Annotated in this window: 19 protein-coding genes; 11 read left to right on the top strand and 8 right to left on the bottom strand. The window is 65.4% G+C overall.

Annotated features, from left to right (window positions below; genetic code table 11):
• Nucleotides 1–9 precede the first annotated feature (9 nt).
• The 4 genes from mnmG to LCM32_RS07935 are packed head-to-tail and all read left to right on the top strand — an operon-like array spanning nt 10 to nt 4,225.
• The gene (gene mnmG, locus LCM32_RS07920; protein WP_224820522.1) at nt 10–1,878 is read left to right on the top strand and encodes a tRNA uridine-5-carboxymethylaminomethyl(34) synthesis enzyme MnmG; all 1,869 of its coding nucleotides are present in this window, start codon (nt 10–12) and stop codon (nt 1,876–1,878) included.
• Complete coding sequence (gene rsmG / locus LCM32_RS07925) at nt 1,875–2,489, top strand: 16S rRNA (guanine(527)-N(7))-methyltransferase RsmG (protein ID WP_224820523.1); 615 nt, start codon at nt 1,875–1,877, stop codon at nt 2,487–2,489. The genes mnmG and rsmG overlap by 4 nt, the downstream gene beginning before the upstream one ends.
• Nucleotides 2,482–3,291: a ParA family protein gene (locus tag LCM32_RS07930; RefSeq protein WP_224820524.1), complete on the top strand. Its 810-nt coding sequence runs from the start codon at nt 2,482–2,484 to the stop codon at nt 3,289–3,291. Before rsmG ends, LCM32_RS07930 begins: the two co-directional genes overlap by 8 nt.
• A gap of 37 nt (nt 3,292–3,328) precedes the next feature.
• Entirely contained in the window at nt 3,329–4,225 is an 897-nt protein-coding gene (locus tag LCM32_RS07935; protein WP_224820525.1) for a ParB/RepB/Spo0J family partition protein, read from the top strand.
• On the opposite strand, the gene LCM32_RS07940 is transcribed toward LCM32_RS07935, so the two are convergent.
• Genes LCM32_RS07940 through rph form a run of 4 tightly spaced genes read right to left on the bottom strand, consistent with a single transcriptional unit; the run spans nt 4,209 to nt 7,035 of the window.
• Complete coding sequence (locus tag LCM32_RS07940) at nt 4,209–4,568, bottom strand: YbaN family protein (protein ID WP_224820526.1); 360 nt, start codon at nt 4,566–4,568, stop codon at nt 4,209–4,211. The genes LCM32_RS07935 and LCM32_RS07940 overlap by 17 nt on opposite strands.
• Nucleotides 4,568–5,725, bottom strand: a complete 1,158-nt coding sequence (gene hemW / locus LCM32_RS07945; protein WP_224820527.1) for a radical SAM family heme chaperone HemW — start codon at nt 5,723–5,725, stop codon at nt 4,568–4,570. The genes LCM32_RS07940 and hemW overlap by 1 nt, the downstream gene beginning before the upstream one ends.
• Entirely contained in the window at nt 5,718–6,326 is a 609-nt protein-coding gene (gene rdgB / locus LCM32_RS07950) for an RdgB/HAM1 family non-canonical purine NTP pyrophosphatase (RefSeq protein WP_224820528.1), read from the bottom strand. Before rdgB ends, hemW begins: the two co-directional genes overlap by 8 nt.
• On the bottom strand, nt 6,319–7,035 hold the full coding sequence (gene rph, locus LCM32_RS07955) for a ribonuclease PH (protein WP_224820529.1): 717 nt from the start codon (nt 7,033–7,035) through the stop codon (nt 6,319–6,321). The genes rdgB and rph overlap by 8 nt, the downstream gene beginning before the upstream one ends.
• A 115-nt stretch (nt 7,036–7,150) precedes the next feature.
• Between rph and hrcA the strand changes: the two genes are divergently transcribed.
• Together hrcA and grpE are read left to right on the top strand one after the other, a co-directional pair.
• The gene (gene hrcA / locus LCM32_RS07960) at nt 7,151–8,209 is read left to right on the top strand and encodes a heat-inducible transcriptional repressor HrcA (protein ID WP_224820530.1); all 1,059 of its coding nucleotides are present in this window, start codon (nt 7,151–7,153) and stop codon (nt 8,207–8,209) included.
• A 9-nt stretch (nt 8,210–8,218) separates the two neighbouring features.
• Nucleotides 8,219–8,776: a nucleotide exchange factor GrpE gene (gene grpE, locus LCM32_RS07965; RefSeq protein ID WP_224820531.1), complete on the top strand. Its 558-nt coding sequence runs from the start codon at nt 8,219–8,221 to the stop codon at nt 8,774–8,776.
• Between the two features lie 168 nt (nt 8,777–8,944).
• On the opposite strand, the gene mutS is transcribed toward grpE, so the two are convergent.
• Nucleotides 8,945–11,566, bottom strand: coding sequence for a DNA mismatch repair protein MutS (mutS, locus tag LCM32_RS07970; protein WP_224820920.1), 2,622 nt, complete (start codon nt 11,564–11,566; stop codon nt 8,945–8,947).
• A 143-nt stretch (nt 11,567–11,709) separates the two neighbouring features.
• On the opposite strand from mutS, the gene LCM32_RS07975 reads away from it, so the two are divergent.
• The 5 genes from LCM32_RS07975 (at nt 11,710) to LCM32_RS07995 (ending at nt 17,229) form a co-directional block, all read left to right on the top strand.
• Complete coding sequence (locus tag LCM32_RS07975) at nt 11,710–13,965, top strand: NADP-dependent malic enzyme (protein ID WP_224820532.1); 2,256 nt, start codon at nt 11,710–11,712, stop codon at nt 13,963–13,965.
• Between the two features lies 1 nt (nt 13,966).
• A complete protein-coding gene (locus LCM32_RS07980) occupies nt 13,967–14,836 on the top strand; it encodes a ribokinase (protein ID WP_224820533.1) in 870 nt (289 codons plus the stop codon).
• A gap of 204 nt (nt 14,837–15,040) precedes the next feature.
• On the top strand, nt 15,041–15,457 hold the full coding sequence (locus tag LCM32_RS07985; protein WP_224820534.1) for a hypothetical protein: 417 nt from the start codon (nt 15,041–15,043) through the stop codon (nt 15,455–15,457).
• A gap of 147 nt (nt 15,458–15,604) precedes the next feature.
• Nucleotides 15,605–16,513, top strand: coding sequence for a D-amino acid aminotransferase (locus LCM32_RS07990; RefSeq protein ID WP_224820535.1), 909 nt, complete (start codon nt 15,605–15,607; stop codon nt 16,511–16,513).
• Nucleotides 16,510–17,229: a sulfotransferase gene (locus tag LCM32_RS07995; protein ID WP_224820536.1), complete on the top strand. Its 720-nt coding sequence runs from the start codon at nt 16,510–16,512 to the stop codon at nt 17,227–17,229. Before LCM32_RS07990 ends, LCM32_RS07995 begins: the two co-directional genes overlap by 4 nt.
• Nucleotides 17,230–17,235: 6 nt before the next feature.
• Here LCM32_RS07995 and LCM32_RS08000 read toward each other — a convergent pair whose 3' ends face one another.
• The 3 genes from LCM32_RS08000 to LCM32_RS08010 form a co-directional block, all read right to left on the bottom strand.
• Nucleotides 17,236–18,714, bottom strand: a complete 1,479-nt coding sequence (locus LCM32_RS08000; protein ID WP_224820537.1) for an inorganic phosphate transporter — start codon at nt 18,712–18,714, stop codon at nt 17,236–17,238.
• A gap of 35 nt (nt 18,715–18,749) precedes the next feature.
• Nucleotides 18,750–19,229, bottom strand: coding sequence for an NUDIX hydrolase (locus LCM32_RS08005; protein ID WP_224820538.1), 480 nt, complete (start codon nt 19,227–19,229; stop codon nt 18,750–18,752).
• A 192-nt stretch (nt 19,230–19,421) separates the two neighbouring features.
• The gene (locus LCM32_RS08010; RefSeq protein ID WP_222490831.1) at nt 19,422–20,651 is read right to left on the bottom strand and encodes an argininosuccinate synthase; all 1,230 of its coding nucleotides are present in this window, start codon (nt 20,649–20,651) and stop codon (nt 19,422–19,424) included.
• Nucleotides 20,652–20,759: the final 108 nt, after the last annotated feature.

Below are 20,759 nucleotides of genomic sequence, written 5' to 3' on the forward strand. Positions count from 1 at the left end.
GTGTTTCACGTGAAACATTGGGACTTCGATGTCGTCGTCATCGGCGGCGGTCACGCGGGCAGCGATGCAGCCCACGCAGCGGCGCGCGCCGGGGCACGAACTGCCCTCGTCACGCTCAAGCGAGCCGGTATCGGCGTGATGTCCTGCAACCCGGCGATCGGGGGCCTCGGCAAGGGGCACTTGGTGCGGGAAGTGGACGCGCTGGACGGCGTGATGGGCCGTGTCGCGGACAAGGCGGGTATCCAGTATCGCCTGCTGAACCGCCGCAAGGGCCCCGCGGTGCAGGGGCCGCGCGCCCAGGCAGACCGTAAACTCTACCGCGAAGCCATGCTGGCCGAGATCGAAGCCTGCCCCGGCCTGACCGTGGTCGAGGGCGAAGCCACCGACTTCCTGATGGAAGGGGAGGGCGTGCGCGGCGTCCGCCTCGCCGATGGCAGCGAGTTGAAGGCCGGGGCCGTGGTCCTGACCACTGGTACCTTCCTCCGCGGCGTGATCCACATCGGAGATGTGAACCGCCCCGGCGGTCGTATGGGCGACAAGCCCTCGGTGAAGCTTGCCGAGCGGATTGACAGCTTTGATCTGCCTCTGGGCCGCCTGAAAACCGGCACGCCTCCGCGTCTCGACGGCCGTACGATCAACTGGGATATCCTCGAAAGCCAACCCGGCGACGATGAACCGGTCCTGTTCTCCTTCCTGTCCAAAAGCGTCGCCGTCCGGCAGATCGCCTGCGGGATCACCCACACGAACGAGCGGACGCACGAGATCATCCAGGAGAACCTCGGCCGGTCTGCCATGTATGGCGGCCATATCGAGGGCGTCGGTCCGCGCTATTGCCCGTCCATCGAGGACAAGATCGTGCGGTTTGCGGATAAAACCTCGCATCAGGTCTTCCTCGAACCCGAGGGGCTGGATGACCACACGGTCTATCCCAACGGCATTTCCACCTCGCTGCCGCAGGATGTGCAGGAGGCCTACGTCACCTCGATCCGCGGTCTGGAGAACACGACGATCCTGCAGCCGGGCTATGCGATCGAATATGACTACGTCGATCCCCGCGCGCTGGATACACGGCTGGCCGTGAAGTCCGTCCCGGGGCTGTTCCTCGCTGGGCAGATCAACGGGACCACGGGTTATGAAGAGGCGGCGGCACAAGGCCTTGTGGCTGGCATGAACGCCGCCCGCGAAGTCTTGGGGCAGGAGCCTGCGCTCTTCTCGCGCTCAGATTCCTACATCGGTGTCATGGTGGATGACTTGACCAGCCGTGGCGTGACCGAGCCCTACCGGATGTTTACCTCACGGGCTGAATTCCGTTTGTCCCTGCGGGCGGACAACGCGGACCAGCGCCTGACGCCGCTTGGTCTCAACTGGGGCGTGGTCGGGGAGACCCGTAAAGCGGCCTTCGAGGATAAGATGGAGCGGCTGGAATCCGCGAAGGACCGGATGACCACGGCGACCTATACGCCGCGCGAGGTGTCCGCGCTTGGGCTAAAGGTCAACCAGGACGGTGCACGGCGGAGCCTGTACCAGCTGATGGCCTTCCCGGATATGACCTTCGAGGCGCTTCTCGCGCTCGACCCCGCGCTGGAAACCATCGACGGCGAGACGCGCGAGCAGATCGCCCGTGATGCGCTTTATGCGAACTACATCGAACGGCAGCAGCGCGACGTGGAGGCGATGAAGCGGGATGAACAACAGGAGATCCCCGTGAACTTCGATTTTACCGCGCTTGAGGGGCTCAGTAACGAGCTGAAAGGCAAGCTGACGCGTGCCCGACCTGCGAACCTTGCCCAGGCGGCACGTGTGGATGGGATGACGCCGGCGGCTGTGACGCTCCTTCTGGCGCGTCTGCGTCGCGACAAGCGCGAGAAGTCGGCGTGAGCGGGGCAGGGGAGGCGCTCAATGTTTCACGTGAAACACTGGAGCGGCTGGAAACCTACGCAGAGCTTCTGAAGAAATGGAACCCTCGGATCAACCTCGTGGCCAAATCCACGCTGGATGACCTGTGGAACCGGCACATCCTTGATAGCCTTCAGGTTTACGAGGCGGCTGGCGCGCCCGAGGGGAAATGGGTGGATCTGGGCAGTGGCGGAGGCTTCCCGGGGCTGGTTGTCGCGATCTGTGCGGCGGATCAGCAGCCCGACCTCGATGTGACGTTGATCGAATCCGACCAGCGGAAGGCGGCCTTCCTGCGCTCGGTCCTGCGGGAAACCCATACCCCGGGCCGGGTGCTGGCGCAGCGGATCGAGCAGGCGGAACCGCAACAGGCGGAGTACCTTTCGGCCCGGGCGCTGGCAGATTTGGGGGACCTTCTGGGCTTTGCCGAACGGCACCTCGCACCCGAGGGAATCGCCTATTTCCAGAAAGGCGCGCGCTGGAAGCAGGAAATTTCTGCGGCGGAAACCGCGTGGCGCTTCCACTGGGAGGCCGTGGAGAGTAAGACTAATCCCGGTGCAGCCATCTTGAAAATCAGGGGAATCGCGCGTGTCTGACCTCATCACTTCTACTCAGCCCAAGATCATCGCGATTGCCAATCAGAAGGGCGGGGTCGGGAAGACCACGACCGCGATCAACCTCAGCGCTGCGCTGGTGGAGCAGGGCTGCAACGTGCTTCTCATCGATCTCGACCCGCAGGGGAATGCCTCTACCGGGCTTGGGGTTGAGCTGGAAGAGCGTGAAAATACGACCTATGAGCTGCTGCTGGACGAGGTGGCGCTGGAGGATGTGATCCAGGCGACGGAGATTGACGGGCTGTGCATCGTGCCTGCGACGGTCGATCTGTCTTCCGCGGATATCGAGCTGATCGCGAATGAGAAGCGCAGCTTCCTGCTGCATGACGCGCTGCGCCAGCCTGCGATGGAACGCTATCGCTTCGATTACATCCTGATCGACTGCCCGCCTTCGCTGAACCTGCTGACGGTGAACGCCATGGTCGCCTCGCATTCGGTGCTGGTGCCGCTGCAGTCGGAATTCTTCGCGCTGGAAGGTCTGTCGCAGCTGATGCTGACGATCCGCGAGGTGCGTCAGAGCGCCAACAAGGACCTTCGGATCGAAGGTATTGTGTTGACCATGTATGACGCACGCAACAACTTGTCCCAGCAGGTCGAAAAAGACGCGCGGGATAACCTCGGCGATCTGGTCTTCAGCACCATTATCCCGCGTAACGTGCGTGTCAGCGAGGCGCCGTCCTACGCGATGCCCGTGCTGGATTTCGATACGACCTCGAAAGGGGCGCAGGCTTATCGCCAACTGGCGGAAGAGCTGATGCGGAAGAACGAGCGGGTCGCCGCCTAAAACACCCTGGAAAAGGGCCCACAAGAAGGGGAAGAGCATGAGTGAAGCGAGAAAAGGCCGCGGCCTTGGCCGGGGGCTGTCGGCCCTCATGGCGGATGTACGGACCGAGGAACCGGTCGCAGCGGGGGCAGGGGAGGCCACGCCGCGCCGTCCCGACATGATGGTGCCGGTCGAGCGGGTTCAGCCGAACCCGGATCAGCCGCGTCGCACCTTCACGCCGGATCAGCTGGACGAACTGGCGGAATCGATCCGCGTGCGCGGGATCATCCAGCCGCTGATCGTGCGCGAGAAGGACGGCAATTACGAGATCGTCGCCGGTGAACGCCGCTGGCGCGCTGCGCAGATTGCGCAGCTGCACGAGGTTCCGGTGCTGGTGCGGGACTTCAACGATACGGAAGTTCTGGAAGTCGCGATCATCGAGAACATCCAGCGGGCGGACCTGAACCCGGTGGAAGAGGCCGCGGGCTACCGCGCGCTCATGGATCGTTTCGGCCACACGCAGGAGAAGGTCGCGGAGGCGCTCGGCAAGAGCCGGTCCTACATCGCGAACCTGCTGCGGCTGCTGAACCTGCCGGACGAGATCCTGAACTACCTCAAGGAAGGTCAGCTGTCCGCCGGTCACGCACGGGCGCTGATCACGGCGGAGAACCCGGTGGCGCTGGCGCGTCAGGTGATCCAGCGCGGTCTTTCCGTACGGGAGACTGAGCGTCTGGTGAAACTGGGGCAGGAGCAGAAGCCGAAGGCCGAGAAGAAGCCGCGCAGCCTTGAAAAAGACGCGGACACGCGGGCGCTGGAAGGCGACCTGTCGGCCACGATCGGCATGAAGGTTTCGATCGACCACACCCAGGGCCAGAAGAGCGGCAAGGTGGTGATCAGCTACGACTCGCTCGAAAAGCTTGATGAGCTGTGCAGCCTGCTCAGTTCGGGGCGGTAGGCCGCGTCCAGATGAAAATCAGGACGCCGCAGAGCACAAGCGCCTGAATCAAAAGGATAATTGGCGCGAAACCAAGGGCAAGCGACACGCAGAAGCCAGCAAAGACCGAGATGGTCGTGATTTGCTTGGTTTTCTTGGTCACCGAACCGGTTTCGTGCCAATGATGGATGGGCGGCCCGAAGGTTGGGTGGGTCATCAGCCAGTCGTGCAGCCGTTCGGATGAACGGGCAAAGCAGAAGGCCCCCAGCAGCATGAAGGGGACCGTGGGCATGATGGGAAGTGCCGCGCCGATGAGGCCCAGCAGAACCGCCGTCAGCCCGCAGAGGAACCAGACGGTCCGCATCAGCCGCCCAGGTATTCCGAGATCACAGCGTTGAGCACCAGCCTGCCTTCTTTCGTGGTCTTCAGGCGGGAACCGTCCCGCCGGATCATTCCGATATCAGACAGATATTGCGTTTTCGCTTCCGGCAAAGGGGCCCCGGCGAGAACGTGATAGCGCTCCGGGTCGATGCCTTCGGTGAGGCGCAGGCCCATCATGAGGAATTCCTCGGCCTGATCGAGCGGCTCCAGCGCACGCACCGGGCCGGCGGGCTGGCCGCTTTCGACCAGCTCCAGCCATTTGCCGGGGGCCAGCACCGTCTCGGTCGCATAGCGCGTGCCGTTGAGGGTCAGACGGCCGTGGGCGCCGGGGCCGATACCGATGTAATCGCCGTAGTTCCAGTAGATCAGGTTGTGCCGGCTCTCCGCGCCCGCACGGGCGTGGTTGGAGACCTCGTAGGCGGGCATGCCGGCGGCCTCGGTCAGCTCCTGCGTGATCTCGAACATCTCGGCCCCGCTGTCCTCGTCGGGCAGGCCGCGCAGCTTGCCGCGGTTGTAGCGGTCGCCGAAGGCCGTGCCCTGTTCGATGGTCAGCTGGTAGAGCGAGAGGTGATCGACCGCCATGGAGAGCGCCTCTGACAGTTCCGCACGCCACTGGTCTTTGGTCTGGTCCTGCCGGGCATAGATCAGATCGAAGGAGACGCGGTCAAAGGCGCTGCGGGCGATGTCGAAGGCGGTGCGGGCCTGTGCCACGTCATGGATCCGTCCAAGGCGGCGCAGGTCGTCGTCATTCAGGGCCTGAACGCCGAGGGAGACCCGGTTCACGCCGCCCTGCGCATAGGCACGGAAGCGTCCCGCCTCGACGGATCCGGGGTTCGCCTCCAGCGTCACTTCGATGTCGTTGGTCTGGGGCCAGAGCCGCCGGATCCGCTCAAGGATCGCGGCGACGACCTCGGGCTCCATGAGGGAGGGGGTGCCGCCGCCGAAGAAGACCGACCGCAGGATGCGGTTCGGGGTCAGGGCGGCGCTGCGGTCCAGCTCGCTCAGGTAGGCGTCCAGCCAGCGGCGCTGATCGATGTGCCGCACCACGTGGCTGTTGAAGTCGCAATAGGGGCACTTGGCCTCGCAGAAAGGCCAGTGCAGGTAGAGGCCGAAGCCTCCGTTCTGCCAGTCCTCAGGCAAAGCAGCCCTTCACGAGCTTGTCGAAGGCATCCGCGCGGTGCGAGATCGCGTTCTTCTGCTCGGAGGTCATCTCGGCAAAGGTGATGTCGAAGCCTGCGGGGACGAAGATCGGGTCATAGCCATGCCCGTTCGTGCCACGCATGGGCCAGACCACCTCGCCGGGCATCTTGCCTGCGAAGACCTCGTCATGGCCATCGGGCCAGGCAAGGCAGAGCGTGCAGTTGAAGGCCGCGGTGCGCGGGAAGGGGGCGTTGCGCTCTTCCAGCTTGGTCCAGGTCTTGGTCATCGCCATGACGAAGTCGCGCCCGTCGGGCGTTTCGGCCCAATCGGCGGTGTAGACACCGGGCTGACCGTCGAGACCATCGACCGAAATGCCGCTGTCATCGGAGAGCGCGGGCAGGCCGGTCGCCTTGGCGGCGTAATGCGCCTTGATGCGCGCATTGCCGGCAAAGGTCGTCTCGGTCTCTTCCGGTTCATCCAGGCCGTGATCGGCGGCCGAGGTGACGGTGATCCCGAAGGGGGCGAGGAGCTCGGTGATCTCCTCCAGCTTGCCCTTGTTGTGGCTGGCCAGAACCAGCGCCTTGCCCTCGAACTTACGCATTGGCGGCGGCCTTCTGGATCTCCACCAGCTCGCCCACGCCCTTTTCGGCGAGGTCGAGAAGCTGGTCCATCTGGGTGCGGGAGAAGACAGAGCCTTCCGCCGACATCTGCACTTCGATCAGCCGCTTGGAGCCGGTCATGATGAAGTTGCCATCCACGCCCGCATCGCTGTCCTCGGGGTAGTCGAGGTCCAGCACCGGCTGACCGGCGTAGATGCCGCAGGAAACGGCGGCCACGGGATCGACCAGCGGGTCGGAGACGACGGCGCCGGTCTTCATCAGCTTGTTGACCGCGATGCGCAGCGCAACCCAGCCCCCGGTGATCGAGGCGCAGCGGGTGCCGCCATCGGCCTGGATCACGTCACAGTCGATGGTGATCTGGCGCTCGCCCAGGGCCGAGCGGTCGACACCGGCGCGCAGGGCGCGGCCGATGAGGCGCTGGATCTCGACGGTGCGGCCGCCTTGCTTGCCCATGGCCGCCTCGCGGCGCATCCGCGAGGTGGTGGAGCGGGGCAGCATGCCGTATTCCGCCGTCACCCAGCCCAGACCGGTGCCCTTGATGAAGGGCGGAACCCGGTCTTCCAGCGTCGCGGTGCAGAGCACATGGGTGTCGCCCATCTTGATCAGGCACGACCCTTCGGCGTGTTTCGTGACCCCGGTCTCGATTGAAACCGCGCGCATTTCGCTTAAATCTCGTCCTGACGGTCGCATTGGGCACCCCTTTCGTTTGTGGGCGACATAGTCACGGCCACCTCGTGAACGCAACCCCGATTGACCTTTGGGGCAGGGGCTCTTTAATGGGCGGCCAAGGGCAGGACCTCTACGGATGAGCAACGGAACTTCCATTCTGAACGAACTCAACGACCGCTCGCGGGAGGTCTTCCGCCGGGTGGTCGAGGGCTATCTCGAAAGCGGCGAGCCCGTCGGCTCCCGCAGTCTGACCCGCGTGATGTCCGAGAAGGTCTCCGCCGCGACGGTGCGCAACGTGATGCAGGACCTCGAGTATCTCGGCCTGCTGAACTCGCCCCATGTCTCCGCCGGCCGGGTGCCGACACAGATGGGTCTGCGCATGTTCGTCGATGGCCTGCTGGAAGTCGGCGACCTGCACAGCACCGACCGCGAGATGCTGGACGCCACGCTGGGCGACCGCGGTGATGTGGGCGCGATGCTGGATCGCGTGGGCGCGGCGCTTTCGGGGGCGACCCACGGCGCCTCGCTGGTGCTGGCGCCCAAGCACGAGGCCCCGATCAAGCATATCGAGTTCGTCAGCCTTGCGCCTGACCGGGCACTGGTGGTGCTGGTCTTTGCCGATGGCCACGTGGAGAACCGTCTCTTCACCCCGCCGCCGGGTCAGACGCCGTCCTCCATGCGGCAAGCGGCCAATTTCATGAATGCGCTGATCGAGGGACGGACGCTTTCCGACCTGAAAAGCGTGATGCGCCGCGAGATCGCCGCCCGCCGTCAGGAGATCGACGTGCTGGCGCAGGAGCTGATCGACAGCGGTCTTGCGGTCTGGGACGGCGAGGGCGACAGCTACGAGCGGCTCATCGTCCGGGGCCGCGCGAACCTGCTGGAAGCGGCGGCGGAAGAGGACCTCGATCGCATTCGCAGCCTCTTTGACGACCTCGAGCGCAAGCGGGACATTGCCGAGTTCCTGCAGCTTGCCGAAGAGGGCGACGGGGTGCGGATCTTTATCGGGTCAGAGAACAAACTTTTCTCACTTTCGGGTTCCTCTCTGGTGGTTTCTCCATATATGAACGCTGACCGAAAGATCATTGGTGCGGTGGGAGTCATTGGTCCGACGCGATTGAACTACGGTCGGATCGTACCGATCGTGGACTACACGGCACAGCTTGTAGGTCGGATGATTTCCGACCGGAGTTAGAGGTGAGACATGGCAGAGCCTAAGAAAGACGATTTTCTCGACGATATCGAGGATGCCGAGGCCGAGGCCTATGCCGAGGATATGGCAGAGATTGACGATGACGCCGCAGAGCTTGATGCGCTGCGCGCCGAACGGGACGAGCTGAAGGACCGCTTCATGCGGGCGCTGGCGGACGCGGAAAACGCGCGCAAGCGCGCCGACAAGGACCGGCGCGAGGCCGAGAACTACGGCGGTTCGAAACTGGCGCGCGACATGCTGCCGGTCTACGACAACATGAAGCGCGCACTCGAAGCCGCCGGTGAGCAGACCGAAGCCACCGCCGCGCTGATCGAGGGCGTGGAGCTGACCATGCGCGAGCTGGTCAACGTCTTCCGCAAGCATGGAATCGAGCCGATTTCCCCCGCCGTGGGCGACAAGTTCGATCCGAACCACCACCAGGCGATGTTCGAGGCCCCCGTGCCCGGTACCAAGTCCGGCGAGATCATCCAGGTTGCCGCCGAAGGCTTCATGCTGCACGACCGCCTGCTGCGTCCCGCGCAGGTTGGCGTTTCGTCGAACCCGGGCTGATTGTTCACGGGTCACAGACCCGTCGATGAGAGATGCAAAGAGGCGCCGTGGATTTCCCCGGCGCCTCTTTCTTTGCGTTGTTCCTTGCCGCGAGGGTGGAGGGGGCTGTCTGCCCCCCGGGCCTGCGGCCCGTCCCCCGAGGATATTTTGGAACAGTGGATGTGGGGGTCAGCTCTCGCGGCTGGCGTCCTTGAGCTTGTAGAGCAGGTCCAGCGCCTCGCGCGGGGAGAGGTCGTCGGGCGTGATCGTGGCGAGGAGATCGAGCGCGGGGGAAGGTTTCGGCGCGGCTTTGGCCGCGGGCGGCGGGGCGGCGGCGAAAAGCGGCAGGTCGTCGATCAGCGCCTTGGGCTTGGTGCCGCCTTCGCGTTCGCCCTTTTCCAGCGCGTCGAGGACGGTGCGGGCACGGGCGACGACGCTGTCGGGAAGGCCCGCGAGCTTGGCCACCTGCACCCCGTAGCTGCGATCGGCGGCGCCGCGGCGCACCTCGTGCAGGAAGATCACGTCGCCATCGTATTCCCGCACCGCCACCGTGGCATTGTCCACCTTGCCGAGCTTGCCGGCGAGTTGCGTGAGTTCGTGGTAGTGGGTGGCGAAGAGCGCCCGACAGGCGTTCACGTCATGGAGGTGTTCCAGCGTGGCCCAGGCGATGGAAAGGCCGTCGTAGGTGGCCGTACCGCGGCCGATCTCGTCGAGGATGACGAGGGCACGGTCGTCGGCCTGGTTCAGGATCGCCGCGGTTTCGACCATTTCGACCATGAAGGTCGAGCGGCCGCGGGCGAGGTCGTCGGAGGCACCGACGCGGGAGAAAAGCTGGCTGACGAGGCCGATCTGGGCAGAGCTGGCGGGGACGTGGCTGCCCATCTGCGCAAGCAGCACGATCAGCGCGTTCTGGCGCAGGAAGGTCGACTTACCGGCCATGTTTGGGCCGGTGAGCAGCCAGATCTCGGCTTGATCCCCGCCCGAGAGATCACAATCATTGGCGATGAAGGGCGCGCCCTGCTTGCGCAGGCTTTGTTCCACGACCGGGTGGCGACCACCGTCGATCTTGAGCGCGCGGCTGTCGGTCACATCGGGGCGGCACCAGTTCTCGGCCCGGGACAGGTCTGCGAGCCCGGTGGCGAGGTCGATTTCCGAGAGCGCGCGGGCCGTGCCGCCGATCAGGGGCGCGCTGTCCAGAATCGTCTCTTTCAGCCTGTCATAGAGCCGCTTTTCGACCTCCAGAGCGCGGCCACCGGCGTTCAGGATGCGGGTCTCCATCTCGCTCAGCTCAGGCGTGGTGAAGCGGAGCTGGTTCGCCGTGGTCTGACGGTGCTTGAAGCGCTCGTTCAGCGGCTCGGAGAGCATCTTCTCGGCGTGGGTCGCCGTCACCTCGATGAAGTAGCCCAGCACATTGTTGTGCTTGATCTTGAGCGAGGAGATGCCGGTCTCCTCCGCGTAGCGGGTCTGCATCTGGGCGATGACGCCACGGCCCTCGTCACGCAGCTGGCGGCTGTCGTCGAGATCCGGCTCGAACCCGGGGGCGATGAAGCCGCCGTCGCGGGCGAGGAGCGGGGGCTCTGCCACAAGCGCCTGATCGAGGAGCGAGAGCAGATCGTCATGGCCGGTGAGATCGGCAGCGGCGCGGGCGAGGAGATCGGGCAGATCGCGTCCAGACAGGGTCTGTGCAAGGGTTTCAGCCTGTGTCAGCCCGTTGCGGATGGCGGCAAGGTCGCGCGGGCCGCCCCGGTCGAGGGAGAGCCGCGAGAGGGCGCGGTCGAGGTCCGGCACCTTGCGCAGCGCATCGCGCAGATCCGCCGTCAATCGAGACTGTTCCACGGCGAAATCGACGGCAGTGAGCCGATCCTGCACCGTGGAGAGTACGCGCGAGGGGCTGGAGAGCCGGCGTTCGAGCAGCCGCGCCCCGCCGGCGGTGACCGTCCGGTCGATGGCGGAGAGCAGCGAGCCCGCGCGGCCGCCGCCCAGCGAATGGGTCAGTTCGAGGTTGCGCCGGGTCGCGGCGTCGATCTGCATTGTGCGCTCTTCGGCCTCGCGCACGGGCGGGCGCAGCAGGGGCAGCTTGCCCTTCTGGGTGATCTCCAGCCATTCGACGATCGCGCCCATGGCGGCGACCTCGGGACGGGTGAAGCTGCCGAAGGCCTCCAGCGAGCCGACACCGAAGAGCGAGAGCAGGCGCTTCTCGGCGCCGGTGCTGTCGAAGGCGGCACGGCCCAGCGGGGTCAGGGATGCGCCGGATTCAGAGACTGTTTCAGCGAAATCGGCCTCGTGGCTTTCGCTGATCACCACCTCGGAGGGCATCAGCCGGGCCAGTTCCGGCCCAAGGCGCACCGGCGGCAGGGGCATGACGTGGAAGGCCCCGGTGGAGATATCAACCCAGGCCAGCGCACCTTCGTCCCGCAGCATCGCATAGGCCGCGAGGTAGTTGTGGCGCCGCGCCTCCAGCAGGCTTTCCTCGGTCAGGGTGCCGGGGGTGACGAGGCGGACCACGTCGCGGCGCACCACGGATTTCGAGCCGCGCTTCTTGGCCTCGGACGGGTCTTCCATCTGTTCGCAGACGGCAACGCGGAAGCCCTTGCGGATCAGTGTCAGCAGATAGTTCTCGGCCGCGTGGACGGGCACGCCGCACATGGCGATATCCTCGCCCAGGTGTTTGCCGCGCTTGGTGAGCGCGATATCGAGCGCCTCGGCGGCCGCGACGGCGTCGTCGAAGAACATCTCGTAGAAATCACCCATCCGGTAGAACAGCAGCGCGTTCTGGTACTGCGCCTTGATTTCCAGATATTGCGCCATCATCGGCGTGACAGTTGCGGCCTTGTTCACGGCATCCCCCAAAGTTCCGGCGCCCATCCTATCGACCGTGCACCTGCGGCGAAAGGGGCCGGTTGGCAGCCTGCGTGACGTTGTGTAAGACGCGGCGACCGCAGAAGGGATCCAACATGAGCCGCAACCGTATCACGCGCGAAGACGCACTGGCCTTCCACCTCGAGCCCACGCCGGGCAAGTTCGAGATTTCCGCCACCGTGCCGATGACCACGCAGCGGGACCTGTCGCTGGCCTATTCGCCGGGCGTGGCCGTGCCCTGCGAAGAAATCGCCGAGAACCCCGAGACGGCCTATGATTACACCAACAAGGGCAACCTCGTTGCCGTGATCTCGAACGGGACCGCGGTGCTGGGCCTCGGCAACCTCGGCGCGCTGGCCTCCAAGCCGGTGATGGAGGGCAAGGCGGTGCTCTTCAAGCGCTTCGCCGACGTGAACTCCATCGACATCGAGCTGGATACCACGGACGTCGATGCGATCGTGAACGCGGTCAAGCTGATGGGGCCGACCTTCGGCGGCATCAACCTTGAGGACATCAAGGCGCCCGAGTGTTTCATCATCGAGCAGCGGCTCAAGGAAGAGATGGATATTCCCGTCTTCCACGATGACCAGCACGGCACCGCCGTGATCTGCGCCGCGGGCCTGATCAACGCGCTGCACCTGAGCGGCAAGAAGATCGAGGACGTGAAGATCGTCCTGAACGGGGCAGGGGCGGCGGGCATCGCCTGCATCGAACTGCTCAAGCGGATGGGCGCGAAGAACGAGAACTGCATCGTCTGCGACACCAAGGGCGTCATCTACCAGGGCCGGACCGAGGGGATGAACCAGTGGAAGTCGGCCCATGCGGTAAAGACCGACCTGCGCACGCTGGAAGAGGCGATGAAGGATGCGGATGTCTTCCTCGGCGTGTCGGTCAAGGGTGCGGTGACCCCCGCAATGGTCGAGGCGATGGCCAAGGACCCGGTCATCTTCGCCATGGCGAACCCCGATCCCGAGATCACCCCGGAAGAGGCCCATGCCGTCCGCGAGGATGCCATCGTCGCCACCGGCCGGTCGGACTACCCGAACCAGGTGAACAATGTCCTCGGCTTCCCCTACCTGTTCCGCGGTGCGCTGGACATCCACGCCCGCGCGATCAACGACGAGATGAAGATCGCCTGTGCGCAGGCCTTGGCCGAACTGGCGCGGGAAGACGTGCCGGATGAGGTGGCGATGGCCTATGGCAAGGCGCTGACCTTCGGGCGCGACTACATCATCCCCACGCCCTTCGACCCGCGCCTGATCCACCGCATTCCGCCCGCCGTGGCGCAGGCGGGGATGGAGACCGGGGCCGCGCGGCGCCCGATCGTGGACATGGACGGCTACGAGCTGAGCCTGAAGACCCGGATGGACCCGACGGCGAGCATCCTGCGCTCGATCAACACCCGCGCACGCAACGCGCAGGCGCGGATGATCTTTGCCGAGGGCGACGATCCCCGCGTGCTGCGGGCCGCCGTGCTCTACCAGCGGTCCGGCTTCGGCCATGCGGTCGTCGTGGGCCGCCAGCCCGACGTGGAGGCCAAGCTGAAGGCCGCCGGCATGGCAGATGCCGTGGGCGAGCTGGAGATCGTGAACGCCGCGAACACCGAGCACCTCGAGACCTACAAGGCGTTCCTCTACGAGCGGCTGCAGCGCAAGGGCTTCGACATGATCGACGTCCACCGGCTTGCGGCGCGGGATCGCCATGTCTTTGGCGCGCTGATGCTGGCCCATGGCCATGGCGATGGCCTCGTCACCGGGGCGACGCGGAAGTCGGCCCATGTGATGGAGCTGGTGAACCACGTCTTCGATGCCGATGCGGAACATGGCGCGGTGGGGATCACCGCGCTGCTGCACAAGGGCCGGATCGTGCTGATCGCGGATACGCTGGTGCATGAATGGCCGGACGAGAACGACCTCGCCAATATCGCCACGGCGGCGGCAGGCGTGGCGCGTCATCTGGGGCTGGAGCCGCGGGTGGCCTTCGTCAGCTTCTCGACCTTCGGCTACCCGGTGTCGGAACGGGCCGAGAAGATGCACCTCGCCCCGGAAGTGCTGGACGCACGCGGCGTCGACTTCGAGTACGAAGGCGAGATGACCGTCGACGTGGCGCTCAACACCAAGATCCAGAACAACTATCCGTTTCAGCGCCTGACCGGCCCGGCGAACATCCTCGTGGTGCCCGCGCGGCATTCGGCGTCGATCTCGGTCAAGCTGATGCAGGAAATGGCGGGCGCCACGGTGATCGGCCCGATCCTCGCGGGCGTCGACCAGTCGATCCAGATCTGCTCCACCGGCTCCACCGTGAACGACATCCTGAACATGGCGGTCCTCGCGGCCACCAAGGTCGGCTGACATGGCGGTTTTCAACCTCGGCTCGGTCAATGCGGATCTGTTCTACAGGCTGCCGCATATGCCCGCGCCGGGGGAGACGCTGGCCGCGCTCTCCCATGACCGGGGCCTCGGCGGCAAGGGGGCGAATATGTCGGTCGCCGTCGCCCGTGCGGGCGCGCGGGCGGTGCATATCGGGGCCGTGGGCCCCGATGGTGTCTGGATGCGCGCCCGGCTGGAGGCCTATGGCGTCGATGTGGCCCATCTGGCGCTGCACGAGGGGCCTTCGGGCCATGCGGTGATCTACCTCGATCCCGAGGGCGAGAATTCCATCGTGATCTTCCCCGGCACCAACCGTCAGATCGCGGAAACGGACATGGTGTCGGCGCTGGCCGAGGCAAAGCCCGGCGATATCGCCGTCTTCCAGAACGAGACGAACCTGCAACGCGCCTTTGCCGAAACCGCCCGCGCCAAGGGCCTGACCGTGGCCTATGCGGCGGCCCCGTTCGAGGCGGCGGCGGTGCAGGAGGTGCTCGATCAACTCGACCTCCTGGTGATGAACCGGATCGAGGCAGCGCAGCTGCAGGCCGCCACCGGGCTGGCGCCCGAGAAGCTGCCGGTGGGGCAGGTGGTGATCACGCTGGGGGCCGAGGGCTGCCGCTGGATCGACACGGTTTCAGGGGAAACCCGTGATTTCCCCGCGCCGAAGGTGCGCGTGGTGGATACCACGGGCGCGGGCGATACCTTCACCGGCTACCTGATGGCCGGGCTCGACCGGGGCGACGACATGGCCACGGCGATCACGCTGGCACAGCGCGCCGCCGCGCTGAAGGTGACCCGTGCGGGCACCGCCAATGCCATCCCCACGCGGGACGAGGTGCTGGCCGCGGGCTGACCGCACCCGCGCCGGATCGGGCCCGAAGAGGCCGAAAACCCCAGTAAAAACAGCGCAAAACAATCCTGTATTTCACACTTATGTTATCCGGACAGTTGGTCCGAAACTCCTGACCCTGCGTAACGTGTCTATTGCAGTTCGGGCATTCCGCCCGGGCCCCGGACGATCTGTGCCGGGACCGAAGAGACCCAAGGGAGAGAAGATATGAAGACCATTCTGACGACTGCCGCCGTGCTCATGGCCGCCACCACCGCGATGGCCGATGGCCATTCCTCCATGACGCCGATGGTGAAGGCGATGGACCAGGACGTGTCCAACGGCGTGGTCAGCGCCGAGATGATCACTGCCGGTGAAAATGGCTGGATGGTGGTGCACCGCACCGATGCCGCGATGAAGCCGGGCCCGGTGGTCGGCTATGCCCCGCTGCGCGCCGGTGAAAACCATGATGTGGCCGCCCTGCTGCAGGAAGACGTGGCGTCGGGCGACATGCTGATGCTGATGATCCATTCGGAGGCGGGCGGCGTCACGCCGGGTGTCTTCGAATATACGCTTGGCGCCACGGAGGACGGCCCGATTAAGCCGGACGGCAAGCTCGTCATGGCGACGATCACCGCGAAGTAACCTCCGCACGGTCCCTCGTGTATCCCGACTTGCCGGGGCGGTAGCCGTACCTGCCCCGGCCTTTTAAAACGGTCATGCCTCGGCGCCCTGTCGCCGCTTGGCATTCCAACGTCACCTGCGTAGCCTCGCCCCCGAAAGGGGACCCACATGCAGGAACAGACGACCCATGACGCGGAACACGACCCGCGCAACGATGACCTCAAGTTCTGGCTGAACGGCCGGATCGTCGGCAAGGCCGACGCCGTGGTCAGCATATATGACAGCGGCTTCATGCTGGGCGATGGCATCTGGGAGGGTCTGCGTCTCTACGATGGGCATTGGGCCTTTCTCGACGATCACCTCGACCGGCTGTTCGAGGCGGCGCTGGCGATCGACCTCGACATCGGGATGGACCGCGCCGGTGTGATCGCCGCGCTGGAAGAGACCCGCGTCGCCAACGGAATGCAGACGGATGCCCACGCCCGGCTGATGATCACCCGGGGCACCAAGGTGCGCCCGTTCCAGCATCCCTCGCTCAGCCGCTCCGGCCCGACGGTGGCGATCATCATGGAGCATTCGCGCCCCCGGATGGGCCGCCCGATCCGGCTGGCCACCGTCCCGCATCAGCGCGGCCTGCCCATGACGCAGGATCCCAAGCTGAATTCCCATTCCAAGCTGAACTGCATCCTCGCCTGTATCGCCGCCGAGAAGGCGGGCGCGGACGAGGCGCTGATGCTGGACGTGCATGGCTTCGTGAACACCACCAACGCCTGCAACTTCTTCATCGTGCGCAAGGGCGCGGTTTGGACCTCGACAGGGGATTACTGCATGAACGGGATCACCCGGCAGAAGGTGATCGACCTGTGCCGCGCCAATGATATCCCCGTGTTCGAGAGGAATTACTCCCTCGTCGATACCTATGGCGCGGACGAGGCCTTCCTCACCGGCACCTTCGGCGCCCAGACCCCGGTGAGCGAGATCGACGGCCGCCAGATCGGCACCGGGCAGCTTGGCCCGGTGACGGAGCGGATCCGCGCGCTCTACAAGGACCTCGTGGCGGCGGAGGCGGCGCAATGAAGATCGCCTGCTGGTCCGGGCCGCGGAATATCTCCACCGCGATGATGTACAGCTTTGCCAACCGGGCTGATTGCGGCGCGGTGGATGAGCCCTTCTATGCCGCCTACCTCGCCATGACCGGGCGGGTGCATCCGATGGGCGAGGCGATCCTCGCCTCGCAGCCGACGGATCCGGACGTGGTGATTGCCGAGCTGACAGGGCCCAACCCCGGTCGGCTGCCCCATGTCTATCACAAGCACATGGCGCAGCACATGTTGCCGGGCATTCGCCGGGACTGGTTCACGGGGATGAAGCACATCCTGCTGATCCGGCATCCCGCCCGCGTCGTGGCCTCCTTCTCGGCCAAGTACGAGAACCCGGAACTGGCCGAGATCGGCTTCACCCAGCAGGCGGAGCTCTACGATCAGCTGACGGCCGAGGGCCATGCGCCGGTGGTCCTCGACAGTGCCGATGTGCGCGCGGATCCGGAGGGGACGCTCAGGGCGCTTTGCGAGGCCCTCGGCCTCGACTGGGATCCTGCCATGCTGCACTGGCCCGCGGGCCCCAAGGCCGAGGACGGTGTCTGGGCCGCGCATTGGTACAACGCCGTGCATGGCTCCACCGGCTTTGCCGGGGCGGAGGGGCCGATGCCGGTGCTGGAGGGTGCGGGCAGGACCCTGGCCGAGGCGGCGCTGCCCTCTTACGAGAAACTGACGCCGCTGCGGCTCAGGGCCTGACGCCCCTCAGCCGAGGAGCGACAGAAGCGCGAAGCAGATGCCCGACAGGATCGCGGCGGCGGGCACGGTGATGACCCAGGCCGCGACGATGGTCATAAAATGCGACCGGCGTACCAGCTTGCGCCGCTTGCGCTCCTCCGGGGCGATGACCTTGGGCGGGCGGGTGGCCTGCATCTGGCGGGCGCGCCGTTCGGCGTGCCATTCCCGGAAGAAGCCGACGCCGAAGATACCGCCGACGGCGATGTGGGTCGAACTCACCGGCAGGCCCAGCCAGGAGGCGGCGATGACGGTCACAGCCGCGGACAGCGCCACGCAATAGGCCCGCATCGGGTTCAGCTTGGTGATCTGGTTGCCCACCATTGCGATCAGCTTGGGCCCGAACAGCACGAGGCCAAAGGAAATCCCCAGCGCCCCGATCACCATGACCCAGAGCGGAATGGCGACCTGCCCGGACACCCCGGCGGTCTGCTGGGCATAGACCACGGCGGCCAGCGGCCCCACGGCATTGGCCACGTCGTTCGCCCCGTGGGCGAAGGAGAGCAGCGCGGCAGAGATCACCAGCGGCAGGCGGAAGAGGATCTTCAGCGAGCGGTTCCGGTTCTCCAGCCCCCGCGACTGACGGCGGATCAGCGGCACGGCGGCCAAACCGCAGCCGATGCCGGTGAGGCCGCCAATGGTCAGCGCGCGCGGCATGTCGATATGGATGAGGTGCTTGAGCCCCTTCAACGCCAGATAGGTGGCAAAGGCGGCGGCCATGATCCCGATCAGGACCGGCACCCAGACCCGCGCAGCGGCGATCTTGTCCTCGACGTAGATCACCTTCCACTTGATGAAGGCCAGCATGGCGGCGGCAAAGACGCCCCCCAGCAGCGGCGAGATCACCCAACTGGCGGCGATCGCGCTCATCTGGTGCCAGTCCACGACGGAGAGGCCGGCGGCGGCGATGCCTGCGCCCATGACCCCGCCCACGACGGAGTGGGTGGTGGACACCGGCGCCCCGATCCAGGTGGCGATATTGACCCAAATTGCCGCCGACAGCAGCGCCGACATCATCGCCCAGATGAAATAGGTGCTGTTGGAGAGGCTGGCCGGGTCAATGATCCCCTTGGAGATGGTGGACACCACGTCGCCACCCGCGATCAGCGCGCCCGCGCTTTCAAAGATCGCGGCAATGGCGATTGCGCCCATCATCGGCAGCGCGCCGGCGCCCACGGCTGGGCCCATGTTGTTGGCGACGTCGTTCGCCCCGATGTTCAGGGCCATGTAGGCCCCGAAGGCAGCGGCGATCACCACGACGAGGGATCCCGGCTCGGCCCCGGTCAGGAGCAGCGCGGTCAGCGCCGCCAGCGTCACGAAGACAAGCGAAATCCCCACGCCGACCAGCGGGCGCGAAGTGTAGAGCGTGGCGGCCTCGAGGCGCGTGATCCGGTTCAGGTCCCGGTCAAGCGTCTGCCAGGCGCGAGTCTTGTCGTCAGTGTTGGTCAACGTTCCGTTCCGCGAAGGGGCCCCGTCAGGCGTCGTCAGGCGATCCTGCCCGTCAGTGCCATGCCGGGCACTTCGGAAAGCAGTTTCTTCAGACCCTCTTCGTCCACCCGTGCAGCGGCCACCTCGGGGGTGACCCATTCGCGCTTGCGCTTGCCCGCCTCGGGATAGTCGTCCAGCAGCTTTACCACCTGAATGGCAAAGACGGCGACATCCGTCGGCACGGGAACCCCGCCACGCATCCGCTTTTCATAGCGGTAGGTGCCGATCTTGACCGGCGGCGGACCGGCGGGCTTGATGCCCGCCTCTTCCCAGGCTTCTTCCAGCGCGGTCCCACCGGCGTCGTAGCCGGTCTTGGGCCAGCCCTTGGGCAGGATCCAGCGACCGGTGTCGAGCGACGTGATCAACAGGACTTCACGACCGGCCTTGCCCTCACGATAGCACAACGCCGCGCTTTGAAAGCGGGCGGGGCGCACGAGAAGGGGCGACAGGAAGTTGGTCCAGATATGGTTGATCAAAGGGGTACTCGCATCTGCATACAGGTTTAGAGGGTTTAGCCTTTCAACGTGGGTCGTTTCAATCTCACGTCCAGTTTGGACAGGCAAAAGGGCAGGACTTCGCATCGTCCTGCCCTCGAACCGGGCATATCCCGGTCGCCTTTCGGAAAGGTAAGGGCGGTCTCGGAGAGCCGCCCTTACCTCATGCAGGGATCAGCCTTTGACGCGCTTGTTGCGCACGGCGATCAGTTTCAGGCGCAGGGCGTTCAGGTTGATGAAGCCGGCCGCATCCTTCTGGTCGTAGGCGCCCGCATCTTCTTCGAAGGTCACGTGGGCCTCGGAGTAGAGCGAGTGATCCGACCAGCGGGCCACGGTGCGGGCTGCGCCCTTGAAGAGCATCAGCTTCACGGTGCCGGTGACATGTTCTTGGGTCTTGTCGATCAGCGCCTGCAGGGCCTCACGCTCGGGCGAGTACCAGAAGCCGTTGTAGATCAGCTCGGCATAGCGGGGCATGATCGAGTCCTTCAGGTGGCCTGCGCCGCTGTCGAGGGTGATCTGCTCGATGCCGCGGTGGGCTTCCAGCAGGATCGTGCCGCCGGGGGTCTCGTAGACGCCGCGGGACTTCATGCCGACGAAGCGGTTCTCGACGAAGTCGAGACGGCCGATGCCGTGTTTCTTGCCCAGTTCGTTGAGCTTGGTCAGGATCGTCGCCGGGCTCAGCGCCTCGCCGTTGATGCTGACCGCGTCGCCTTTTTCAAAGCCGACCTCGATGTACTCGGGCTCGTCGGGGGCCTGGGTCACCGGATCGTCGGTGCGCTGGAAGACGTAGTCGGGCGCCATGTCGGCGGGGTTTTCCAGAACCTTGCCCTCGGAGGAGGTGTGCAGCAGGTTCGCATCGACCGAGAAGGGCGCCTCGCCGCGCTTGTCCTTGGCGATCGGGATCTGGTTCTGCTCGGCGAATTCCAGCAGCTTGGTGCGCGAGGTCAGGTCCCATTCGCGCCAGGGCGCGATCACCTTGATGGCGGGGTTCAGCGCGTAGCAGGACAGCTCGAAGCGGACCTGGTCGTTGCCCTTGCCGGTGGCGCCATGGGCCACGGCATCGGCGCCGGTCGCCTCGGCGATTTCCACCAGGCGCTTGGAGATCAGCGGACGCGCGATCGAGGTGCCCAGCAGGTAGAGTCCCTCGTAGACAGCGTTGGCGCGGAACATCGGGAAGACGAAGTCTTTCACGAACTCTTCACGGACATCTTCGATAAAGATGTTCTCGGGCTTGATGCCCAGCAGTTCGGCCTTCTGTCGCGCCGGCTCCAGTTCCTCGCCCTGGCCAAGGTCGGCCGTGAAGGTGACGACTTCACAACCGTATTCGGTCTGAAGCCACTTGAGGATGATGGAGGTGTCGAGGCCACCGGAATAGGCCAGCACGACTTTCTTGGGCGCGGACATGTCTTTTCCCTTGTGAGAAGTTTGCTGCGCGATACCGGGTTTTCCGGTCAGGTACAAGCATGCGGACCCGTCCGGGCCTGCAAATGCTGGCGATTTGGGCGCTGGGCC

This window comes from Pseudooceanicola nanhaiensis (genome assembly GCF_020171315.1).
In the GTDB taxonomy this organism is placed as follows: domain Bacteria; phylum Pseudomonadota; class Alphaproteobacteria; order Rhodobacterales; family Rhodobacteraceae; genus Pseudooceanicola; species Pseudooceanicola nanhaiensis_A.

Bases quoted from the DNA above. Each gene is read 5' to 3' on its own strand.
- LCM32_RS07980 (WP_224820533.1), top strand. From the start codon at position 13,967: ATGGCGGTTTTCAACCTCGGCTCGGTCAATGCGGATCTGTTCTACAGG.
- hrcA (WP_224820530.1), top strand. From the start codon at position 7,151: ATGAGCAACGGAACTTCCATTCTGAACGAACTCAACGACCGCTCGCGG.
- LCM32_RS07995 (WP_224820536.1), top strand. From the start codon at position 16,510: ATGAAGATCGCCTGCTGGTCCGGGCCGCGGAATATCTCCACCGCGATG.
- LCM32_RS07940 (WP_224820526.1), bottom strand. From the start codon at position 4,568: ATGCGGACCGTCTGGTTCCTCTGCGGGCTGACGGCGGTTCTGCTGGGC.
- grpE (WP_224820531.1), top strand. From the start codon at position 8,219: ATGGCAGAGCCTAAGAAAGACGATTTTCTCGACGATATCGAGGATGCC.
- LCM32_RS07975 (WP_224820532.1), top strand. From the start codon at position 11,710: ATGAGCCGCAACCGTATCACGCGCGAAGACGCACTGGCCTTCCACCTC.
- rdgB (WP_224820528.1), bottom strand. From the start codon at position 6,326: ATGCGTAAGTTCGAGGGCAAGGCGCTGGTTCTGGCCAGCCACAACAAG.
- LCM32_RS07985 (WP_224820534.1), top strand. From the start codon at position 15,041: ATGAAGACCATTCTGACGACTGCCGCCGTGCTCATGGCCGCCACCACC.
- rph (WP_224820529.1), bottom strand. From the start codon at position 7,035: ATGCGACCGTCAGGACGAGATTTAAGCGAAATGCGCGCGGTTTCAATC.
- mutS (WP_224820920.1), bottom strand. From the start codon at position 11,566: ATGATGGCGCAATATCTGGAAATCAAGGCGCAGTACCAGAACGCGCTG.
- LCM32_RS08010 (WP_222490831.1), bottom strand. From the start codon at position 20,651: ATGTCCGCGCCCAAGAAAGTCGTGCTGGCCTATTCCGGTGGCCTCGAC.
- LCM32_RS07990 (WP_224820535.1), top strand. From the start codon at position 15,605: ATGCAGGAACAGACGACCCATGACGCGGAACACGACCCGCGCAACGAT.
- LCM32_RS07935 (WP_224820525.1), top strand. From the start codon at position 3,329: ATGAGTGAAGCGAGAAAAGGCCGCGGCCTTGGCCGGGGGCTGTCGGCC.